The sequence below is a fragment of the Williamsia sp. 1135 genome (assembly GCF_002095395.1).
Lineage (GTDB): Bacteria > Actinomycetota > Actinomycetes > Mycobacteriales > Mycobacteriaceae > Williamsia.
The window spans coordinates 59,664-79,432 of record NZ_MJEI01000102.1; the positions used below are offsets into that span (position 1 = coordinate 59,664).

At 65.2% G+C, this 19,769-nt stretch carries 19 protein-coding genes, 1 tRNA gene and 1 pseudogene; 13 read left to right on the plus strand and 8 right to left on the minus strand.

The window, feature by feature from the left end:
• Positions 1-77: 77 nt before the first annotated feature.
• From BFL43_RS20810 to BFL43_RS20825, 4 genes and pseudogenes are all read left to right on the plus strand, one after another.
• A pseudogene (locus BFL43_RS20810) lies at positions 78-1,615 on the plus strand (alkaline phosphatase family protein).
• A 50-nt stretch (positions 1,616-1,665) separates the two neighbouring features.
• Positions 1,666-2,559 carry an SDR family NAD(P)-dependent oxidoreductase gene (locus BFL43_RS20815; protein ID WP_084894371.1) on the plus strand — a complete coding sequence of 298 codons (894 nt, stop codon included), beginning with the start codon at positions 1,666-1,668 and terminating at the stop codon, positions 2,557-2,559.
• Complete coding sequence (locus BFL43_RS20820) at positions 2,556-3,080, plus strand: GNAT family N-acetyltransferase (RefSeq protein WP_084894372.1); 525 nt, start codon at positions 2,556-2,558, stop codon at positions 3,078-3,080. Before BFL43_RS20815 ends, BFL43_RS20820 begins: the two co-directional genes overlap by 4 nt.
• Positions 3,081-3,135: 55 nt before the next feature.
• Positions 3,136-3,918 carry a class III extradiol ring-cleavage dioxygenase gene (locus BFL43_RS20825; protein WP_084894521.1) on the plus strand — a complete coding sequence of 261 codons (783 nt, stop codon included), beginning with the start codon at positions 3,136-3,138 and terminating at the stop codon, positions 3,916-3,918.
• 60 nt (positions 3,919-3,978) lie between these two features.
• On the opposite strand, the gene BFL43_RS20830 is transcribed toward BFL43_RS20825, so the two are convergent.
• The 4 genes from BFL43_RS20830 to fabG form a co-directional block, all read right to left on the minus strand.
• Complete coding sequence (locus BFL43_RS20830) at positions 3,979-4,605, minus strand: TetR/AcrR family transcriptional regulator (protein WP_206186724.1); 627 nt, start codon at positions 4,603-4,605, stop codon at positions 3,979-3,981.
• A gap of 243 nt (positions 4,606-4,848) precedes the next feature.
• On the minus strand, positions 4,849-5,373 hold the full coding sequence (locus BFL43_RS20835) for a hypothetical protein (protein WP_143695447.1): 525 nt from the start codon (positions 5,371-5,373) through the stop codon (positions 4,849-4,851).
• Positions 5,374-5,427: 54 nt separating this feature from the next.
• Positions 5,428-5,499, minus strand: a tRNA-Gln gene (locus BFL43_RS20840).
• Positions 5,500-5,566: 67 nt separating this feature from the next.
• Positions 5,567-6,322 (minus strand): 3-oxoacyl-ACP reductase FabG, encoded by a 756-nt coding sequence (fabG, locus tag BFL43_RS20845; RefSeq protein ID WP_084894524.1) that lies wholly within the window; start codon positions 6,320-6,322, stop codon positions 5,567-5,569.
• Between the two features lie 158 nt (positions 6,323-6,480).
• Here fabG and glmU point away from each other — a divergent pair, with 158 nt between their 5' ends.
• From glmU to arsC, 3 genes are read left to right on the plus strand one after another with little or no spacing between them, the layout of a single operon-like run.
• Positions 6,481-7,974 carry a bifunctional UDP-N-acetylglucosamine diphosphorylase/glucosamine-1-phosphate N-acetyltransferase GlmU gene (glmU, locus tag BFL43_RS20850; RefSeq protein ID WP_084894374.1) on the plus strand — a complete coding sequence of 498 codons (1,494 nt, stop codon included), beginning with the start codon at positions 6,481-6,483 and terminating at the stop codon, positions 7,972-7,974.
• Complete coding sequence (locus BFL43_RS20855; protein WP_084894375.1) at positions 7,971-8,951, plus strand: ribose-phosphate diphosphokinase; 981 nt, start codon at positions 7,971-7,973, stop codon at positions 8,949-8,951. The genes glmU and BFL43_RS20855 overlap by 4 nt, the downstream gene beginning before the upstream one ends.
• A gap of 13 nt (positions 8,952-8,964) precedes the next feature.
• Complete coding sequence (gene arsC / locus BFL43_RS20860) at positions 8,965-9,306, plus strand: arsenate reductase (glutaredoxin) (protein WP_084894376.1); 342 nt, start codon at positions 8,965-8,967, stop codon at positions 9,304-9,306.
• Positions 9,307-9,319: 13 nt separating this feature from the next.
• Here arsC and BFL43_RS20865 read toward each other — a convergent pair whose 3' ends face one another.
• Positions 9,320-9,778 (minus strand): limonene-1,2-epoxide hydrolase family protein, encoded by a 459-nt coding sequence (locus tag BFL43_RS20865; protein ID WP_084894527.1) that lies wholly within the window; start codon positions 9,776-9,778, stop codon positions 9,320-9,322.
• A 234-nt stretch (positions 9,779-10,012) separates the two neighbouring features.
• Here BFL43_RS20865 and BFL43_RS20870 point away from each other — a divergent pair, with 234 nt between their 5' ends.
• Positions 10,013-10,645 (plus strand): 50S ribosomal protein L25/general stress protein Ctc, encoded by a 633-nt coding sequence (locus BFL43_RS20870; RefSeq protein ID WP_084894377.1) that lies wholly within the window; start codon positions 10,013-10,015, stop codon positions 10,643-10,645.
• A gap of 8 nt (positions 10,646-10,653) precedes the next feature.
• On the opposite strand, the gene BFL43_RS20875 is transcribed toward BFL43_RS20870, so the two are convergent.
• A complete protein-coding gene (locus tag BFL43_RS20875) occupies positions 10,654-11,571 on the minus strand; it encodes a DMT family transporter (RefSeq protein WP_168176690.1) in 918 nt (305 codons plus the stop codon).
• 82 nt (positions 11,572-11,653) lie between these two features.
• Between BFL43_RS20875 and BFL43_RS20880 the strand changes: the two genes are divergently transcribed.
• From BFL43_RS20880 to BFL43_RS20900, 5 genes are all read left to right on the plus strand, one after another.
• Complete coding sequence (locus BFL43_RS20880) at positions 11,654-12,259, plus strand: TetR/AcrR family transcriptional regulator (protein WP_084894531.1); 606 nt, start codon at positions 11,654-11,656, stop codon at positions 12,257-12,259.
• Positions 12,256-12,831, plus strand: coding sequence for an aminoacyl-tRNA hydrolase (pth, locus tag BFL43_RS20885; protein WP_084894378.1), 576 nt, complete (start codon positions 12,256-12,258; stop codon positions 12,829-12,831). The genes BFL43_RS20880 and pth overlap by 4 nt, the downstream gene beginning before the upstream one ends.
• 97 nt (positions 12,832-12,928) lie before the next feature.
• On the plus strand, positions 12,929-13,945 hold the full coding sequence (locus BFL43_RS20890; protein WP_084834448.1) for a beta-ketoacyl-ACP synthase III: 1,017 nt from the start codon (positions 12,929-12,931) through the stop codon (positions 13,943-13,945).
• 160 nt (positions 13,946-14,105) lie between these two features.
• Positions 14,106-15,698: a peptide chain release factor 3 gene (locus tag BFL43_RS20895; RefSeq protein ID WP_143695453.1), complete on the plus strand. Its 1,593-nt coding sequence runs from the start codon at positions 14,106-14,108 to the stop codon at positions 15,696-15,698.
• Positions 15,699-15,700: 2 nt separating this feature from the next.
• The gene (locus tag BFL43_RS20900; protein WP_084894380.1) at positions 15,701-16,342 is read left to right on the plus strand and encodes a hypothetical protein; all 642 of its coding nucleotides are present in this window, start codon (positions 15,701-15,703) and stop codon (positions 16,340-16,342) included.
• Between the two features lie 6 nt (positions 16,343-16,348).
• Here BFL43_RS20900 and BFL43_RS20905 read toward each other — a convergent pair whose 3' ends face one another.
• Both BFL43_RS20905 and BFL43_RS20910 read right to left on the minus strand, forming a co-directional pair.
• A complete protein-coding gene (locus BFL43_RS20905; RefSeq protein WP_084894381.1) occupies positions 16,349-18,415 on the minus strand; it encodes a neutral/alkaline ceramidase in 2,067 nt (688 codons plus the stop codon).
• A 38-nt stretch (positions 18,416-18,453) separates the two neighbouring features.
• Entirely contained in the window at positions 18,454-19,758 is a 1,305-nt protein-coding gene (locus BFL43_RS20910; RefSeq protein WP_084894382.1) for a D-arabinono-1,4-lactone oxidase, read from the minus strand.
• Positions 19,759-19,769 lie beyond the last annotated feature (11 nt).

Genomic DNA, 19,769 nt, shown 5'->3' on the forward strand with positions numbered 1-19,769 from the left:
GAGCTCTCCAAACGCCGGTCACCCGACCATGACCGGACCTACAGTTGTCGAGTTGCCCCAACCGAGGAGGCGCTACCGTGTCCACCAGCCCCTTTGCCGGAATGAACCGGCGCGAGTTCTTCGCCAAGGTCGCAGCAGTCGGCGGCACTGCATTCCTCGCGTCGTGGGCGAACCCGATCATCGACCGGGCGTACGCAGCCGACCCGGGCGGCTCCGGTTCTCTCGACGACATCGAGCACTTCGTGTTCTTCATGCAGGAGAACCGGTCGTTCGATCACTACTTCGGGACCCTCCAGGGTGTGCGCGGTTTCGACGACCCGTCCGACGCCTGGAAGCAACATGGCTGGGCGCCCAACGTAGGGCCGACCAGAACCGGCTACACGATGCCGTTCCGCCTCGACACCACCCGCGGGCCGAGCCTGGACGGCGAGTGCATCAACGACCCCGATCATTCCTGGGCGGGCCTGCACGCCGCATGGAACGGCGGTCGCAACGACGGCTGGCTGCCGATGTCGATCAACTCGGTGGGGCCTGCGAACGGGCCCGCACTGATGGGCTACTACGAACGCGCGGACATCCCCGTCCATTACGAACTCGCCGACGCGTTCACGCTGTGCGACAACTATCACGCGTCTTTGATCGGGCCGACGGACCCGAACCGCCTGTATTGGATGAGCGCCTCGATCGACCCCGATGGCGTCGCCGGTGGACCGCTCCTCGAGACGCCCACCCAGCTCCCGAAGTTCACGTACTCGTGGCGCACCATGCCCGAGAACCTGCGCGACGCCGGGGTGAGCTGGAAATCTACAACAACAAAGATTTCGGGCCGCTGTCGTCGGTGATCCTCGACGGCATGATGGCCTGTTTCACGCAGGCGGCCGACGTGAACTCCGAACTCAATCAGCGCGGCATCGTGCCGACCTACCCGAACGATTTCGCAGCAGACGTCGCGGCGGACAAGCTCCCGTCGGTGTCGTGGGTGGTCCCGAACCTCCTCGAATGCGAGCATCCAGCACTTCCCGCGGAGCTCGGCGCCGTCGGGATCGTGCATCTTCTCGACATCCTGACGTCCAACCCGAAGGTGTGGGAGAAGGCTGCATTGATCATCAGTTACGACGAGAACGGCGGATTCTTCGATCACGTCACCCCGCCGACCGCGCCCGAAGGGACCCCGGGCGAGTACGTGACCGTCCCGAATCTGAACTCGGTGGCGTCGTCGAAGGGCGTGCGCGGGCCGATCGGCCTGGGCTACCGAGTGCCGGCATTCGTCATCTCCCCCTACAGCCGCGGCGGACTGGTTGCCTCCCAGACCTTTGACCACACCTCCCAGCTGCGCCTGATAGAAACCAGATTCGGCGTCGACGTACCCAATCTGACCCCGTGGCGACGCAGCGTCACCGGGGACATGACGTCGGCGTTCGACTTCGCGGCATCCCCGGACGCGAGACGGCCCCGGTTCAGCGACCCCGCGCCCAAAGTCGAGCTGGCGGCGGCGCAGTGCGGGCCGAACGTCGGGGCAGGCTTCGTGGGCCTCGGTTCTCCGTATCCTGTGCCCGCCAACAGCATGCCGACGCAGGAGCCCGGCAGCCGGCGAGCACCCAGCGGAATCGTCTGAATCGATCGCCGCGGCGATGACGGCAGGGCGACCTCCACTAAGCTGACCGCATGACATCACGCTGGTCGGCGGCGAACCTGCCACGAATGGACGGCAGGCGCGTCGTCGTCACCGGCGCGACCAACGGGATCGGTTGGGAAACCGCCCGTGGTCTCGCACGTGTAGGCGCCCAGGTGGTGCTGGCCGTCCGGGATCTCGAGCGGGGTAAGGAGCGCGCGGCCCAGCTTGCGTCCGAAACCGCCGGGGCCCGTACCGAAGTGGTCGAGCTCGATGTCGCTGATCTGGCATCGGTCAGGCGGTGCGCCGAGGGGCTGGGGCAGATCGACAGCCTCATCAACAACGCCGGCGTGATGGCACGCGAACACACCCACACCGCCGATGGATTCGAGATGTGCTTTGGCACAAACTTTCTGGGGCCGTTCGCATTCACCAATCTCATGTTGCCTAATATTGCCGATCGTGTGGTGATCGTCGGGTCGACCTCGCACAAGACAGGCACGGTCAGACTCGATGATCCGCATTTCGAGCGACGGGCGTGGAGCAGACCGAAGGCCTATTCGCAGTCGAAACTCGCTGACATGTTGTGGGCGCTCGAGCTCGACCGCCGTCTGCGGGCGGCGGGGTCTGGAGTGTCGACGGCGATTGCGCACCCCGGCTGGGCGACCACCGGCATCCTCGGGCTCACCGGAATCGGTCCGATCGACAAGATCATCGAGGGAGCAGGAACCGTCCTGGCGAACAGTCCTGCCGAGGGTGCGGCATTGACGTTGTACGCCCTCACACCCGACGTGCCCTCGGGTGCGTACGTGGGACCCGACGGCAGATTCGGCTTACGCGGTGGACCGACGTTTGTCGGGCGCACCCCAGCGGCCTGCGACTTCCGTACGGCGGGCCTGCTGTGGGAGCTCGCGGAGACCGCGACAGGCACCAGGTTCGCCCTGTGACCGTCACCATTCGTCCCGGCACGGCGCCCGATTGCGTCGCGGTGGCCGAGATCTACAAGTACTACGTCGACAACACCGTGATCACCTTCGACTACGACGCCCCGACTGCCGCCGAGTGGAAGATCAAGCGCGCCGACCTCCACGCCGCTCGACTGCCGTTCCTGGTCGCCGAGGACGAGGGCGGTGCGGTCGTGGGTTTCGCCTACGTCGGCCGGTATCGGGTGAAGCGGGCCTTCGACTGGACCGTCGAGAACACCATTTATCTCAGTCCCGACCACACCGGAAAGGGGTACGGCAGGGCGCTGCTGCGAAGCCTGCTCGACGCTGTTGCCGATACCCCGGTCCGCAGGATCGTCGCGGTGATCGCGGACGTCGCCGACACCGGATCGGTGGCTCTGCACGCCGAGGCGGGCTTCGAGAACGTGGGCCGACTCAAACGGGTCGGCTTCAAGCACGGGATCTGGGTCGATTGCATCCTGATGCAGTTCGACGTCGACGATTCGGACGCGCCACCGATCTGAACTGCGCATTCATTCCCCGGGAATCAAACGGACCGCGGTCCGTGTTTGTATGATCATGTCCATGATGCGCATGCCGGCCCTGTATCTGAGCCACGGAGCTCCTCCGTTGGTCGACGATGCCCGCTGGGTGTCCGAGTTGAACCAGTGGTCCACGGACCTACCCACACCCACGGCGATCCTGATGGTGTCGGCCCATTGGGAGTCCGCGCCGCTGACCATCGGCGCAACCGACCCGTCGGTGCCGCTCACGTACGACTTCGGCGGATTCGCCGAGCACTATTACCGCGTCCGGTATGACGCTCCAGGCGCCGTCGACCTTGCCGACAAGGTTGCCGCGCTGATGCCCGATCAACAAGCGGTGAATCACGATTCGCACCGTCGACTCGACCACGGCGCTTACGTACCGCTGACCGTCATGTACCCGGAGGCACAGATCCCGGTGCTGCAGATCTCGCTGCCGACGCTCGAGCCTGAGAAGCTGCTCGACCTCGGCCGCCGCCTGGCACCCCTTCGCGATGAGGGCGTTCTGATCATCGGATCGGGATTCACCACCCACGGCCTACCGTTTCTGCGCGATTGGCGGCCAGATGCCGTGGCCCCGACGTGGTCGAAGGAGTTCGACGCCTGGGCCGGAGAACGCTTCGCCGCCGGCGATGTGGATTCGTTGATCAGATTCAAGACCGAAGCCCCTGGCATGCCCTACGCTCACCCCACCGCCGAGCACTGGTCTCCGCTGTTCGTGGCGCTCGGTGCCAGCGACGACGCCGAACAAGTCGGCAAGCAGGTCATCGACGGATTCTGGATGGGTCTGAGCAAACGCAGCCTGCAGCTCACCTAGCCGATTTTGGTGGGTTCTGGCGAGCGTTTCGCCAGGTCGGGCCCGCCAGAACCCACCACTTCAGGACTCTGGGCCCTCGTCGTCCTGCCGCTCATTGGGTCCCACGAGGTGTGGATCCAGCTCGAGGTGCATCAACCCGTTCCAGCAGAGGTTGACCAGATGGGCGGCGACCACCTCCTTGGACGGTTCGCGGACGTCGAGCCACCACTGCGCGGTTGCCGTCACCATTCCGACGAGCGCCTGCGCGTACAGCGGGGCCAGAGCGGGGTCGCGGTCGCGGCGCTGGAAATCACTGGCGAGCAGGTGCTCCACCTGACTGATCGCATCGGTCAACAGACTGGAGTAACGACCTGAATCCCCCGAGGTCGGCGTACCTCTCACCAGGATCTGGAAGCCTTCGGTGCGGTCTTCCATATACGTCAGCAACGCCAATGCCACCTGCTGGACGCGGTAGCGGGATCGGTTCTTGGTCAGAGAAGAGGTGACCATCTCCAGCAGGGTTTCCATCTCGCGGTCGACGACCACCGCGTAAAGGCCTTCCTTGCCGCCAAAGTGTTCGTAGACAACAGGTTTCGAGACTCCGGCGCGCTGCGCGATCTCTTCGATGGACGTGCCCTCGAAGCCGCGCTCGGCGAATAGCCCCCGGGCGACCTCGATGAGCTGGTGCCGCCGTTGGGTACCAGTCATTCGCGCCCGTGGCGCCCGTTGAACCTTTTCTTCCTGCGCCGTGGGACGGTCGACTGCCACCACTGTCCCTCCTGTTACGAACCCTGACCTTGTGCGGCTCACTATAGGCCGGTCGCCGATGCCGGAACCGCTCCGGCGGCTGAGCTGGTGCTGACAACAAATGCACACAGTTCAGTCAAAAGCACCTGCTGCAACATGTGCATTTGACTGAACGATGTGCATTTGTCGCGGTGCGCCAGCTCGCTACGGACCGTCCATCCAGATACCAGGTTCCCCGTTCGGGCCAGGCGAGCACAGCAGCGCTCGGCCATCAGATGTACGAGCAGTCGCCTGCGTTGCCGGATCGCAGGGGCCTCCGAGTTCGCCGGGTCCAGACGACGGCACGATGTTCACCCATTTGTACCCACCGCCGGCCCCCATGTACTGGCAGACCAGTTCGGTCCCGGAGGCATCGAAACCCACATAACCCGGGGTATCGCACGTAGTACCGACGGCGGCTTGCGGCGCCGCGGGTTCCTCGACAGTTGGCTCTGCGACAGTAGGAACGATCGGTTGCGGCACCGGTGCTTGTTGAGTCACTGTCTCGGTCACCGGCGGAGGCAGGGTGGTGGTGGACGCCGCCGAAGGCTCGGCATCCGACGAATCGGCCAGGACGAACGCGAAAACAACCGCGGTGGCCACCAGGACGATGCCGAGAATTGCGGCGAGCAACCAGATCAATGTTCTTGAACGCGCACTATTTCCGGGGCCGCCGCTGTAATCGCTCATGCCGTCCATAGGCCCCTTCTCAAGGACGTTTTGTTGGCCTCACCAGCGTGTTTGCTCCGCCACCAGGACTCGAACCTAGAATACCTGAACCAAAATCAGGAGTGTTGCCGATTACACCATGGCGGATTGTGCAAAACGATTGTGCCACGAGTGGTGGGTGCGCGAGAACACGCACCCACCACCCGCCTGCACATCAGTCTTTGGGGCCACCCGCGACGTAGATGACCTGGCCGGACACGAAGCCCGCACCCTCGCTGACGAAGAAGGCCGCGGTGTTCGCGATGTCGTCGGGCTGACCGACGCGGGCCACCGGGATCTGAGATGCGGCTGCCGCTTTGAAGTCCTCGAACGGGACACCGACGCGTTCTGCGGTGGCGGCGGTCATCTCGGTCTCGATGAATCCGGGCGCGATGGCGTTCGCGGTGACGCCGAACTTGCCCAGTTCGATGGAAAGGGTCTTGGTGAAGCCCTGCATGCCGGCCTTGGCGGCGGAGTAGTTGACCTGGCCTCGATTGCCCTGCGCCGAGGTGCTCGACAGGTTGACGACGCGCCCGAACTTTGCTGCCACCATGTATTGCTGCACCGCGCGCGTCATCAGGAAGGCACCGCGCAGGTGCACGTTCATCACGGCATCCCAATCGGAGACCGGCATCTTGAAGAGCAGGTTGTCCCGGGTGATGCCGGCGTTGTTGATCAGTACCGTCGGATCGCCGAGTTCCTTGGCGATCTTCTCGACTGCAGCGGCAACAGAATCCTCGTCGGAGACATCGGCGCCGACTCCCAACGCACGGCCACCGGCGTCGGTGATCGCTTTGACGGTGTCAGCCGTGCTGGCCTCGTCGAGGTCCAGGACCGCGATCGCCAGCCCGTCGGCAGCCAGCTTCTTGGCCACCGCGGCTCCGATTCCGCGCGCCGCGCCGGTGACTATCGCTGTTCTCTGCTCGCTCACATCAACTCCCTTGTCGAAGAAACCCGAATCAATCGCCGAAGACACCGTGGACAACTCGAGCCGATGCCGCTGGCGAACCCCACCAGTTGTATCAAGTGCCCTCCGAAGGTGCGTAGGATCGGGCCGTTCCCCCGCTTCCAACCCGGCAAGGGAGTCCTATGTCCGTGCCGTCCAAGACAGGGCCGACGGCCGTCCTCGTGCTCGCTGCGGGCGCCGGCACCCGCATGAAATCGGCGACCCCGAAAGTCCTGCACGGAATCGGTGGGAGGTCGCTGCTCTCCCATGCTCTGCACGCGGCCGCCGACATCGAGCCCGATCACCTGGTGGTGGTCGTCGGCCACGACCGCGAGAAAGTGGGCGCGGCCTGCGCAGATGTCGCGACCACTCTCGACCGGGAGGTCCTGACCGCGGTCCAGGAGCAGCAGAACGGCACCGGTGACGCCGTGCGGGCGGGCCTTGCCGCACTGCCCGACCACTTCGACGGCACCGTCCTCGTCACGGCCGCCGACGTCCCGCTGCTCGATGGTCCGACGTTGCGTGATCTGATCGCCGCCCACACCTCCTCGCCCCCCGCGTCCGTCACGGTGTTGACCTCGACAGCCGCGGACCCGACCGGGTACGGTCGCGTGCTGCGCACCCAGGACGGCGCAGTGACCGCGATCGTCGAGCAGAAGGATGCGACCGAACAGCAAAGACAGATCACCGAGGTCAACTCCGGGGTCTACGCGTTCGATGCCCGCACCCTGCGCGGTGCGCTCGCCGAGTTGTCCCCGGACAACGCACAGCGCGAGCTCTACCTCACCGACGTCATCGAGATCGCGAACCGCCACTCGAAAGTGGTGCGCGCCAAGCACATCGTCGACGCGGCCCTGGTGGCCGGTTGCAACGACCGTCTGCAGCTCTCCGATCTCGGCGCTGAACTCAACCGGCGCACGCTGGCCCGTCACATGCTGGCCGGGGTAACGATCATCGACCCCACCAGCACCTGGATCGACGTCGACGTCTCCATCTCGACGGACGTCACGATCCTGCCCGGGACTCAATTGCACGGTCGGACGAGCATCGACACGGACGCCCGCATCGGGCCGGACAGCACCCTGACCGACGTCACGGTGGGCGCGGGCGCAACAGTCATTCGTACGCAGGCCAGCGAATCGGTGATCGGATCCGGCACCCAGGTGGGACCGTTCGCGTTTCTGCGGCCGGGAAGCGTGCTCGGGGACGAGGGCAAGATCGGCACCTTCGTCGAGACCAAGAACTCCGACATCGGCCGGGGCGCGAAAGTGCCCCATCTGACCTATGTCGGCGACGCGACCATCGGCGAGGGCACCAACATCGGCGCGTCCAGCGTCTTCGTGAACTACGACGGCGTCAACAAGACCCGCACCGTGATCGGAAAGCACTGCCGCACCGGTTCGGACACCATGTTCGTCGCACCGCTCAACGTCGGTGATGGCGTCTACACCGGAGCAGGTACGGTTTTGACGCAGGATGTGCCCGCCGGCGCCTTGGCGATCTCCGGCGGCAAACAACGAAACATCGACGGCTGGGTGCAATCCAAGCGACCCGGTACGCCCTCAGCCCGGGCCGCTGCCGAAGCACTCGACGCACCAGTCGCCGAGAACACGCAACAAGAAAGAGACACCCAGTGACCTGGACCACGACTGACAACCAGAAGAGCCTGATGCTGTTCTCTGGTCGCGCACATCCCGAACTGGCCGACGCCGTCGCGCGCGAGCTCGACATCAAGGTGACCCCGCAGACAGCGCGCGACTTCGCCAACGGCGAGATCTTCGTGCGCTTCGAGGAGTCGGTCCGTGGTTCCGACGCCTTCGTGCTGCAGAGCTGCCCGGCGCCGCTGAACAAGCACCTGATGGAACAGCTGATCATGATCGACGCGCTCAAGCGCGGATCGGCCAAGCGCATCACCGCGATCCTGCCGTTCTACCCCTACGCCCGCCAGGACAAGAAACACCGTGGCCGCGAACCGATTTCGGCACGTCTGGTCGCTGATCTCCTCAAGACCGCAGGCGCCGACCGCATCATCACCGTCGACCTGCACACCGATCAGATCCAGGGCTTCTTCGACGGCCCCGTCGATCACATGCATGCCCAGGGGCAGCTGGCCGAGTACGTCAAGGACAAGTACGGCACCAAAGACATCACCGTCGTCTCCCCTGACTCCGGCCGTGTGCGCGTGGCGGAGAAGTGGGCCGACGCACTGGACGGCGCGCCGCTGGCCTTCATCCACAAGACCCGTGATCCGCTGGTGCCCAACCAGGTGAAGTCGAACCGCGTGGTCGGCGACGTCGAAGGCCGCACCTGCGTCCTCATCGACGACATGATCGACACCGGCGGCACCATCGCCGGAGCGGTCCGGGTCCTCAAGGACGCCGGCGCCGGCGACGTCGTCATCGCCACCACCCACGGCGTGTTCTCCGACCCGGCAGCCGAGCGGCTCGCCAACTGTGGCGCCCGCGAGGTCATCGCCACCGACACCCTGCCGATCGGCCCGGACAAGCAGTTCGAGAACCTGACTGTTCTCTCGATTGCCCCCCTGCTCGGCCGCACCATTCGTGAGGTCTTCGAAAACGGTTCGGTGACAAGCCTTTTCAACGGAAACGCGTAGGAGCCAAAGCCCCATGGCCGCGACGATCTATCACAACCCCAAGTGCTCGACCTCGCGCAAGACCCTGCAGCGCATGCGGGACGCGGGTGTGGAGCCGACGATCGTCAAGTACCTGGAAACGCCGCCGAGCCGCGTCGCACTGGAGAAGATGATCTCCGACGCAGGCCTCGAGGTGCGTCAGGCGGTCCGCAAACGTGAGGCACTCTACAAAGAACTCGACCTCACCGACGCCACCGACGACCAGTTGCTCGATGCGATGGCCACCAACCCGATCCTGATCGAGCGGCCGTTCGTCGTCACCGACAAGGGCACCCGGCTCACGCGACCGGTCGAATCGGTCGACGAGATCCTGTAGCCCAGGCGGTAGTTCAGCCGATCGATGCGACTCCGGTCACGGTCGGCTTGGGCAACGGTTTCTGAGTACCCGGCAAGGCGAGGGCGATGAGCCCTCGCAGCGGCGCCTTGACGAAGAACTGGAAGAAGTCGAAGTAGTCGCGCCAGACGGTGATGAGTCCGTCGTGCACCTCGAACCGGCCGCAGACCCAGAACTGCAGCCGAAAACTGCCGACGCTGAGTTCGTCGATCCGTTCTGTCAGCACAACCGAACCGCCTGCCGTGACGCTGATGAACTGGACTCCGAATCCGACCCGCGGATTCTCCATCACCTTGAAGAACTTCGCGACGCGCCGTTTGCCGTGGATAGGCGCGAACCCGACATTTGTGTAGGCGATGTCGGGGTCGACGAAGGTCAGCGCGGTCGCCGGGTCGTCGAGCGCCAGTGCCTCGAGGAACAGTTGCGAAACCTCTGCGGGGGACTTTTCTGCCATGGGCGCGACGGTACCCTGGTGGCGTGCCAGGCAGGCAGATATCTGCTGGTCGAGCCGGGCGATTGAGACTATTTCGCCTGGCGCGGTATAGTTTGGCCCGTTGTCTCGGCGAGGGTGACCCTGGGTCACCGTGATCGGCGCGGCGTGGTCTTCCTCTCCGGGTGGGCTGTGGCTGTCACCGACGTGTGCCGTGACCCGCAGAACCCAGACCCGCATCATCCGAGGAGACCCACCATGGCAAATGCCAATCAGGCCAGCGTTATCAATGTTTCGCTCCGCACCGAGAGCGGCAAGGGCGCCTCGCGCCGCGCCCGCCGCGAAGGCAACGTGCCCGCCGTGCTCTACGGCCACGGCTCGACCCCCCGCCACCTGCTGGTTCCGGCCCGCGACTTCGCAGCCGTCCTGCGTAACAACGGCCTCAATGCCGTCGTCGACCTGAAGATCGAGGGCGAAGGTGAGCAGCTCGCGCTGACCAAGCAGGTCGACGTGCACCCGATCCGTAACTACATCGAACACGCCGACTTCGTCGTCATCACCCGTGGCGAGAAGGTGACCGTCGAGGTCGCCATCGTCGTCGAGGGTGACGCCGCTCCGGGCAACCTGGTCACCCAGGACGCCAGCGTCGTCGAGATCGAGGCCGATGTGCTCTCGATCCCCGAGCAGATCGTTGTGAGCGTGGAGGATGCCGTTGCCGGCTTCACCGTGACCGCCGCAGAACTCACCTTGCCGGAAGGCGTCACCCTGGTCTCCGATCCCGAGTCGCTCATCCTCGCGGTCAACGAGGCACAGAAGGCCGAGACCGAGTCCGACACCGACGCCGAAGAACCTGCCGAAGAGGGCGAAGAGTCCTCGACCGACAGCGAGTAGTCACTACGTCACTCACGAACCAACTCCGGTCCGCGCACTTCGGTGGCGCGGGCCGGAGTTCGTCGTGGCGCAGTCTGTTGGGCCCCTGAATGCGCCCGCCCGCCGATCAGTTTGATGGCGACACCGACCGCGCTCACCGCGACACCGACGATTTCCCATGGTCCGATCGCGTCACCGAACATCGGCCAGGAGATGAGGATCGTGGCCGGCGGGACCAGCAGCAAAAGGGTGCTCGCATGCATGGGGCCCGCTTCCCTGTTGACCCACATGTAGGCACCCCAGCCACCGAAGGTCGCAAAACCGACCGCCCAGGCCAGCGACCACGCGAAATCGAAGGTCATCGGTGGAACCATTTCGCCCACAATGACATTGACGACCCAGAAGATGACGGCGCCCACCACACACTGCACCGCAAGTGCAGCGGCCATCGATTCGGGAGCATTGATCCTTCGTTGCGTCAGTGTTCCGCTGACCAGGGCGAGCATGCCGCCCGCGCACATCAGGTAGGCCCACCACGGGGCACCGCCCGAGTTCATCTTCCCACCGACGACGAGTCCGACGCCGACGATTCCGACGGCCAGCCCGAGCCATTCCCGTGGGCCTATCCGCTCACCGAGGATCGGTACTGCAACGGCCGCGACGACAAGTGGCTGTAGTGAGCAGATGAGGGCAGTGATCCCCGGACTGAGACCCGCACCCACCGCCGCGCTGATGGCGCCGAGGTAGAGCCCCTGCATCACGACGCCGAGACCGACCTGACGCGCGATCCCGGCGCGGGTGATGCGTAGCCGCCTGACCACACAGAAGCCGATCAGGAGAACGGCCGCGACCGCGAACCGGCAACTGAGCAGCATGTGCCACGACGAATACCTGGCAGCCATCTCGGCCCCCAGGTATCCCGAGCTCCACATCAGAACCAAAATCACCGACGCTTTGAACATGCCGACAGGTAAACACACCGGTCGGTATACTTGCAGTGTATCTTCCGGCGATCGAGGAGTGACCACGATGGATTCTGCTGCGACCCTGTCATTGCCTGTCGAGGCCCCGATGACACCAGCGGCCGAGCGCATTCTCTCCGCGGCAGGCACCCTGTTCTACCGGCACGGGATTCGCGCGGTCGGGGTCGAGTCGATCGCAGAGGCGGCCGGCACCACCAAGAAGACCATCTACGACCGCTTCGGCTCGAAGGACGGCCTGATCGTCGCGTATCTGCACCGGCGCAGCCTGCGTTGGCGGACGCTGGTCCTCGAGTTCATCGCCGACAAGTCGGTCGGAGGCGAGCAGTCCCTCGCAGTGTTCGATGCCACCGATCATTGGATGGCGTCGTGGGGTCGTGGTTGCGGTTTCATCAACGCGTACGCGGAACTCGGCGGCACCGAGCACCCAGGTGTCCCGATCATCGTCGAAGAGAAGACCTGGGTTCGTGACCTCTTCGAATACACCTGCGCCGCAGCCGATTATCCGAATCCCGCCTTCCTCGCGGGCCAGCTCACACTCCTTCACGAGGGCAGCATCGTCGCGAGAACGGCGGGTGCACAACGCGACGCCGCGGACATCGCCCGGCGCACCGCGCAGGTGCTGCTGGGCGTGGATGACAGAATGGCCGCGTGACCGATGCGATCGTGATTGTCGGCCTGGGAAATCCCGGCAGCCGGTACGAGAAGACCCGCCACAACGTGGGGGCGATGGCAGTCGATCATCTCGCGGCCAAGCTCGGAGAGAAGTTCAAAACCCACAAGAAGTCCGGCGCGCAGGTCGCCGTCGGACGGCTCGGTGGCACTTCTGTGGTCCTGGCGAAGCCGACGTGTTTCATGAATGAGTCCGGTCGCCAGGTGGGCCCTCTGGCCGCGTTCTATTCGACGGGACCGGAGTCGCTGATCGCCGTGCACGACGAACTCGACATCGATTTCGGCGCAGTCCGACTCAAGCGCGGCGGCGGCGAGGGCGGTCACAACGGCCTGCGATCGATCTCGCAGGCTCTCGGCAGCAAGGACTATCTGCGGGTCAGGCTCGGTGTCGGACGGCCGCCGGGTCGCCAGGATCCCGCCGACTTCGTTCTCAAGCCCTTCTCCACCACCGAGCGTCCGGACGTGCCGCTGCTGCTGGAGAACGCGGCCGATGCGATCGAATTGTTGATCGGCCGCAGTCTCGAAGATGCCCAGAATCAAGTGCATGCGTGGTGACCTGCTCGCAGATTTCGCCGTCGCTCTGAACTAACCTGTTACAAGGTGTGCCGGCCGACCGATACATCGTGCAAGCCGCAATGAAAAGAGGAACGCTATGCCTGTCATCGCTGACAAGACCGGAATCAACAACGTCGGGATTCTCGGAATCGGCGCCTATCGACCGGACCGCGTTGTCACCAATGAAGAGATCTGCGAGCAGATCGACTCCAGCGATGAATGGATCTACACCCGCACCGGCATCAAGACTCGCCGGTTCTGCGCGCCCGAGGAATCAGCCACCACGATGGCTGTCGACTGTGGCCGCAAAGCCATCGCCAACGCCCTGATCAGCGGCTCGGACATCGACGCCGTCATCGTCGCGACCAACACCCACCTACTGCTGACCCCCGCTGCAGCGACCGCTGTCGCCACGGCTCTCGGCGCCAACGGTGTGCCGGCGTTCGACGTCACCGTCGGCTGCGCGGGCTTCGGTTACGCGATGGGCCTCGGCGCCGACATGATCCGTGCAGGCAGCGCCACCAATGTTCTTGTCATCGGCTCCGAGCAGCTCTCGGTCACCCTCGATCCCACTGACCGCAGCAACTGCTTCATCTTCGGCGACGGCGCGGGCGCAGTCGTCCTCGGTGCAGCCGAAGAGCAGAGTGTCGGACCCGTCATCTGGGGCAGCGACGGCTCGCAGTACGACGCGATCCGCCAGGACATCGACTGGATGACTTTCCTCAACGGTGACCGTAAGCAACGCCCCTACCTCCGCATGGAAGGGACCAGCGTCTTCCGGTGGGCAGCCTTCGAGATGGGCAAGGCCGCGCAGCGTGCACTCGACGCCGCGAAGATCGACGCCAAGGATCTCGACGTCTTCGTCCCCCACCAGGCGAACTCCCGCATCAACGAACTCCTCGCCCGCGGCCTCAAGCTGCGCGAGGATGCCGTCGTCGCCAACGACATCGAGTACACGGGCAACACCTCCGCCGCCTCGATCCCGCTGGCCATGGAAGACCTGCTCTCCCGCGGCAAGGCAAAGCCCGGCGACACCGCACTGCTCCTCGGCTATGGCGCCGGACTCAGCTACGCAGCGCAGGTCGTCAAGCTCCCTCCGGTCCCCTTCGAGTAGCCACCCCGGGCAGCCGTTGTGGCACGCTCGGTGGCTGTTTTGGCACGCTCGGCGGTGGTTTTGGCACGCTCGGCGGATTAGTGCCTGCTCGGGGTAGGTCTGTAACCTTGTCCGAGTGACTGATGCTGCTGCTACCGGATCTACAGCCGTTCGTACGGTCGTGGCCCGCGAGGTCGCCCGCCGGCGTACCTTCGCCATCATCTCCCACCCCGACGCCGGCAAGTCGACGATGACCGAGGCGCTGGCGCTGCATGCCCGCATGATCAGCGAGGCCGGCGCCATCCACGGCAAGGCGGGCCGGCGCTCCACGGTCTCGGACTGGATGGAGATGGAGAAGGCGCGCGGAATCTCGGTGAGTTCGACGGCCTTGCAGTTGAACTATCGACTCGATGGTCCTGACTCCGACGAGATCACCGTCATCAATCTCGTCGACACACCCGGTCACGCCGACTTCTCCGAGGACACCTACCGCGTCCTGACCGCGGTCGACGCCGCGGTGATGCTGATCGACGCAGCCAAAGGCCTCGAGCCTCAGACCCTCAAGCTGTTCCAGGTCTGCCGGCACCGTGGGATCCCCATCATCACCATCGTGAACAAGTGGGACCGGCCGGGTCGCACTCCACTCGAACTCATCGACGAGATCTCCGAGCGTATCGGCCTCACCCCGACCCCGCTGTACGTCCCGGTCGGTATCGCCGGCGACTTCAAGGGCTTGCTCGACCGCACCACCGGCAACTACATCCGCTTCACCCGCACCGCAGGCGGAGCGACCATCGCCCCCGAGGAACTCCTCGATGCCGACGCGGCACTGGAGAAGGAGGGCGACGACTGGATCAACGCGGTCGAGGAGAGTGAGCTCCTCTCGGAGATGGGGCAGGACCACGACCAGGAGATGTTCCTGGCCGGCCAGACCTCGCCGATGATCTTCTCCTCCGCGATGCTCAATTTCGGTGTGCGTCAACTGCTCCAGACCCTGGTCGAACTCGCGCCGCCCCCGCGGGGCCGGGAGGCGATCGACGAGACCGTCCGTGAGGTCACCGACCCGTTCAGCGCTGTGGTGTTCAAGGTCCAGGCCGGGATGGATTCATCGCATCGAGATCGACTGGCCTACATGCGCATCGTGTCCGGCGAGTTCGAACGCGGCATGGTCGTCACACACGCTCAGACCGGTAAACCCTTTGCCACCAAGTACGCCCAGGCGATGTTCGGCCAGACCCGCGCGACCGTCGACACCGCTTACCCGGGCGACGTCGTGGGTTTGGTGAACGCCATGGCCCTCGCGCCCGGCGACACCCTGTACGTCGACACCAAGGTGCAGTACCCGCCGATCCCTTCGTTCGCGCCCGAGCACTTCTCGATGCTCCGCGCCGAGTCGGCGGGCAAGTACAAGCAGTTCCGCAAGGCCATCGACCAACTCGACTCGGAGGGCGTTGTGCAGGTGCTGCGCAATGACATCCGCGGCGATGCCTCGCCGGTCCTGGCCGCGGTCGGACCGATGCAGTTCGAGGTCGTGACCGCCCGGATGAAGACCGAATTCGGCGTCGACACCAGTTTCCAGCCGCTGCCCTACACGCTGGCCCGGCGCACGGATGCCGCCAGCGCGGACGAATTGGGCCGCCAGCGCGGTGTCGAGGTGTTCACGCGCACCGACGGCGCGTTACTGGCCCTCGTCAGCGACAAGTGGCGCTTGCAGTACATCGAAAAAGAACACAGCGACCTCACCCTCGAACCGTTGGTGGCGACGGCGGATTGATCATGCGGTTCGGCGTCATGCGCGTGGCAACCGCGGTGGTCGCCGGCGCGTTGGTCCTCGGCGCGTGTGGCGATCGGTCTGAGCCGCCGGAGTCGGCGACTGCCTCGTCCTCAGACCTGGCCCCGACGCCATCGCCGGCCCCCAACGCGAAGGTCGCGAGCAGTGAATGCGGACGCGAACCCCCGAGTGCCGCCATCGATCACGGCTTGCAGGACTTCGCGTTCGGCGAGGGGTCTGCGACGGTACTCGTCAGCGGAGCGGCCGGTCAGGCCGACTGCTACAGCTTCGGGCGTTGGGGCAATGCAGATCCGGCGGTCCCCCTCGACAGTCTGCTGTTCCTCTTCAAGGGACCGACGACAGACGGCGTTACGATCGACATGCTCGTCGGCGACCTCACCGTCGCCACGCGGGTCAACGCGCGGGTGGCGATCGCGCTGGGCGACAACACTTTCCAGGGAGACAGCTGCTCGATGACCATCACCGCGCTCTCGACCGATGGCGTGGCGGGCAAGTTCATCTGTCCCACCGCCACCCGGGTCTTCGGCAATCCGTTCGCGCCACTGGACGACGCCGAACCCGAGCCGACCCAGTCAGCGCCGCTGCCAACCGTCGCGTTGTCCGGCTGGTTCACCACCAGTCGCTGAGCGCGCTCAGGCGGTGACCTCGAACGCTCGCGAGGTGCCGGTGAACCCGGTGACTTTTCCGGCCGGGTTCTTCCAGTCACCGAAATACCGGATCCGGAAGGTGCCCGCGGTGCCCACCGGAATCGCCCAGAGCACCTTGATGATCGACGCGTCGACGCTGCCCACCGGGCGCGACCAGTGCAACTCCGTCGACCACGAATTGTCGTCGAACACCCGGGTCCATCCATCGCCCGAACGCTGCTCGACCTCGAGATAGGTGTCCGACCGGCGCAGGTTGTTGTTCGGGTGTGCCCCGACGAACTCGGCGACCGCACTCTCCCCCGCGCGATACGCGGATTTCGGGGCGGTGATCACGTCACCGAATCGGCGACCTGCGACCGGTGCGTCGGGTGGAGGCGGCGGCACCAGATCCGGCTGAATGCTCGACTTGTCCAGTGGCGCCGGACCGTGGCCCAGATCGGTTCCGCGCGCCAGCGCACTCGCGAGCTTGTCGAAACTCTGCATGTACGCCGGTAGCGTCCACCGCCCGAATTGAGTCTCCCCGCCTTCGTACTGTTGCGACACATACTCTTCGGGCGTGGTGACGTATTGGCTGTACCCGTTCGCGAAGCCCTGCAGCAATACGTTGTCCAGGGGCACCCGCAGCGCATCGGCGACCACCCGTCGCACCCGCAACCCGGACACGATGGTGAACTCCGCGGGTGCTGCCGCCAGGACCAGATCGCCGATCCGCATGATCTGGACGGGCATGACCTGGGGGATATACGGCCAGGGCGGCAGCAGACCGAGCGGGACGGCAACCAGCTTAGGGGCTTGCACGTCCCGTATCCACGGCGAGACCGGTGCATCGAGCCCACCCAGCGCCGCAACCAGGGGGTTGACCTGACCCTCGTAGAAGAACGGCAACGGCTGCTCGAAGTTGTCTTCGGTGCTGGTGGCGACGGCACCGGCACCCATCATCGCCGGGCTGGTCCTGGCCGCCTTGCCGTCGGGGGTGTACGAACCGTCTATCGCGACGTCGGAGAAGTCCACGTAGTGGATCACGGAGTCGACGCCGGCGCGTGTCATCGCCGAGCTGTCCGCCAGCGCCGCCCGTCCAGCCTGGTACTGACGCTCGCCGATGATCGCGCAGTTCGCCCTGTTGTCCTTGGTGGGGCCGGAGGGACTGAACGGCACCAGGTTCAGATTCGGCGACATGTCTCCGGCATTGGTCTGTGGAAATGCCGCGACCACACCGGGTTCATCGGATTCCCACCGGTGACTCGCATAGCCCTTGTTGTCGACCGTGATCAACCGGTTGTGATCGGCGATGGAGGTGCCGTGGGTCGAGAACCAGGTGATCACCCCGATGTCGTTGCCGGCCTGGGCCAGCCGCAGCACGGTCACGGCCGGATCCACCGCACCCGGGAACACTTCCTTGTCCTCGGGGGGATTGAGATCGAAGGCAGCTCTCGATCGCTGAGCGCTGGCATTGTGTAACTCGCTGCGGCCCAAACTGATCGTGCCCGGCGCCAGCGAGTCGTGAGCCCGGACGATGGCATCGACGATGCCGCTCACCTCAGCGTCGTACGAGTTCTTCTTGAATCCGAATGCGGCCAGCGAGTAGGCGTAGTCCCACGCCGTTCCGCCACACGAATTGTGATTGTGCGTCGCATTGAGGTTCACATTGGCCTCGGTGTAGAGCGCACCGTACCTCTTGCGCAACGCGCGCAGCACTCCGAGATGGATCGACTCGAACAGGCACGCCGAATCGGCGGTGACGAAGACGACCCGGTTGCCCGTGGCGCTGTCGACGATGATGAAGGCCCGCGCCCAATACCGCATGTGCAGTCCTTCGGCGATCTGCTGGGGTTGCGAGTACCCCATCATCCCCTGTCCGGCAACGGCTCCGGTCATGTCGGCCCGCCCTGCCCCCACCAGGTAACCGGACGATGCCGCGCCCGCGAGGCCGGGCGCGCCCAAACCGATCACGCTCGCCGTCCCCGCGACCACGGTGCCGGCCGCCGCCGCACCGAGTAGCTTCCGTCGCGAGATCTCAGGCCCGAGCGCCTCTGTCGATCCGACACCGTCCATGGTCGTACTCCCCCTTGTGTCTTCTCGGGCCTGTGTTCTCAGGCCCCGAGTACTGAGCGCAGATACGGATTGGCGAACACGCGGTCCGGATCGAATTCCGCGCGCACGGCGAGGAACTCGTCGAACCGGGGGTACACGGTGCGCAGGTACCCCGCGTCTCGCGTGTGCATCTTCCCCCAGTGCGGTCTGCCACCGTGGGACACCATGATCTCCTCGACATCGTCGAAGTAACCGTCGGTCCGATCCCCGTGGTACCGGTGGATGGCTATATAACCCGACGCGCGACGACTGGCGGTCGACAACATCAGGTCGTCCGCTGCGGCGGCCCGCACCTCCAGCGGGAAGCTGATCTTGTACCGGCGCCGCACGATCAACTCGCGAATCTGCTTCAGCGCCTCAGGTATCCGCTCGATCGGAAGCGCGTATTCCATCTCACGGAATCGCACGGTGCGCGACGACACGAACACCCGGGTGGACGAATCGATGTAGGTGCGTGCCGATAATGCATTGGCAGCCAGCGAGTTCAGCTTCGGGACCACCTTCGGCGCCCGGGCCCCCACCGCGCACAGCACACCGAACAGCCCGTTGCTCAGGAGTTCGTCGTCGATGTAGCGGCGTATTCTGCCCGGCCCCTGTGCCGGCACGTCGGGGCCGACCCGGGCATTCTTCTTGGTCAACGCGAACCCGGTGTGCGGAAACCAGTAGAACTCGTAGTGATCGTGGGCAGCAACAGAGTCCAGGAACGAATCGATCACGCCGTCGAGAGGTTCCGGACCCTCGTGCGCACGCAAACCGAAGCTCGGGACACACTGCAGGGTGATCTCCGTGACCACCCCGAGAGCGCCGAGACCGAGCGCGGCAGCAGAGAGCAAACCCGGCTGGTCGCTGTCGATCCTGCGCACCTCCCCCGTCCCGCTGACGATCTCGAGACCGACGATCTGAGTGCTGATTCCGCCGAACGCCGCGCCCGTGCCGTGCGTTCCGGTCGACGTAGCACCGGAGAGCGTCTGGGCGTCGACGTCGCCCAGATTGGGCATCGCCAGTCCGTGGGGCGCCAGCAGGTCCGGTATCTCGTGCAACGTGGTGCCCGCCCGGAAGGTGGCCTGCGCGGTGCCGGCATCCACCGACACCAGTCCGCGCAGCGCCGACATGTCCAATTGGATTCCGGGCGCGAGGGCAATCGCACTGAAACTGTGTCCCGAACCGACCGGTTTGACCGTCAACCCATCGGCGCGGGCGTCTGCGATCGCCGCGACGACGTCGTCGACCGCGCGGGGGGTGCGCACCTGCGCCGGGACGACCGACTCGGTACGGCCCCAGTTCCGCCACGTTCCCGGAGACATTGGCGCACGCT

Excerpts from the sequence above, each read along its gene's own strand:
- BFL43_RS20900 (WP_084894380.1), top strand. The coding sequence starts at position 15,701 with ATGCGGTTCGGCGTCATGCGCGTGGCAACCGCGGTGGTCGCCGGCGCG.
- BFL43_RS20865 (WP_084894527.1), bottom strand. The coding sequence starts at position 9,778 with ATGGCAGAAAAGTCCCCCGCAGAGGTTTCGCAACTGTTCCTCGAGGCA.
- BFL43_RS20830 (WP_206186724.1), bottom strand. The coding sequence starts at position 4,605 with ATGACTGGTACCCAACGGCGGCACCAGCTCATCGAGGTCGCCCGGGGG.
- BFL43_RS20910 (WP_084894382.1), bottom strand. The coding sequence starts at position 19,758 with ATGTCTCCGGGAACGTGGCGGAACTGGGGCCGTACCGAGTCGGTCGTC.
- BFL43_RS20825 (WP_084894521.1), top strand. The coding sequence starts at position 3,136 with ATGTCCATGATGCGCATGCCGGCCCTGTATCTGAGCCACGGAGCTCCT.
- BFL43_RS20905 (WP_084894381.1), bottom strand. The coding sequence starts at position 18,415 with ATGGACGGTGTCGGATCGACAGAGGCGCTCGGGCCTGAGATCTCGCGA.
- arsC (WP_084894376.1), top strand. The coding sequence starts at position 8,965 with ATGGCCGCGACGATCTATCACAACCCCAAGTGCTCGACCTCGCGCAAG.
- BFL43_RS20835 (WP_143695447.1), bottom strand. The coding sequence starts at position 5,373 with ATGAGCGATTACAGCGGCGGCCCCGGAAATAGTGCGCGTTCAAGAACA.
- BFL43_RS20890 (WP_084834448.1), top strand. The coding sequence starts at position 12,929 with ATGCCTGTCATCGCTGACAAGACCGGAATCAACAACGTCGGGATTCTC.
- BFL43_RS20870 (WP_084894377.1), top strand. The coding sequence starts at position 10,013 with ATGGCAAATGCCAATCAGGCCAGCGTTATCAATGTTTCGCTCCGCACC.
- glmU (WP_084894374.1), top strand. The coding sequence starts at position 6,481 with ATGTCCGTGCCGTCCAAGACAGGGCCGACGGCCGTCCTCGTGCTCGCT.
- BFL43_RS20815 (WP_084894371.1), top strand. The coding sequence starts at position 1,666 with ATGACATCACGCTGGTCGGCGGCGAACCTGCCACGAATGGACGGCAGG.
- BFL43_RS20880 (WP_084894531.1), top strand. The coding sequence starts at position 11,654 with ATGGATTCTGCTGCGACCCTGTCATTGCCTGTCGAGGCCCCGATGACA.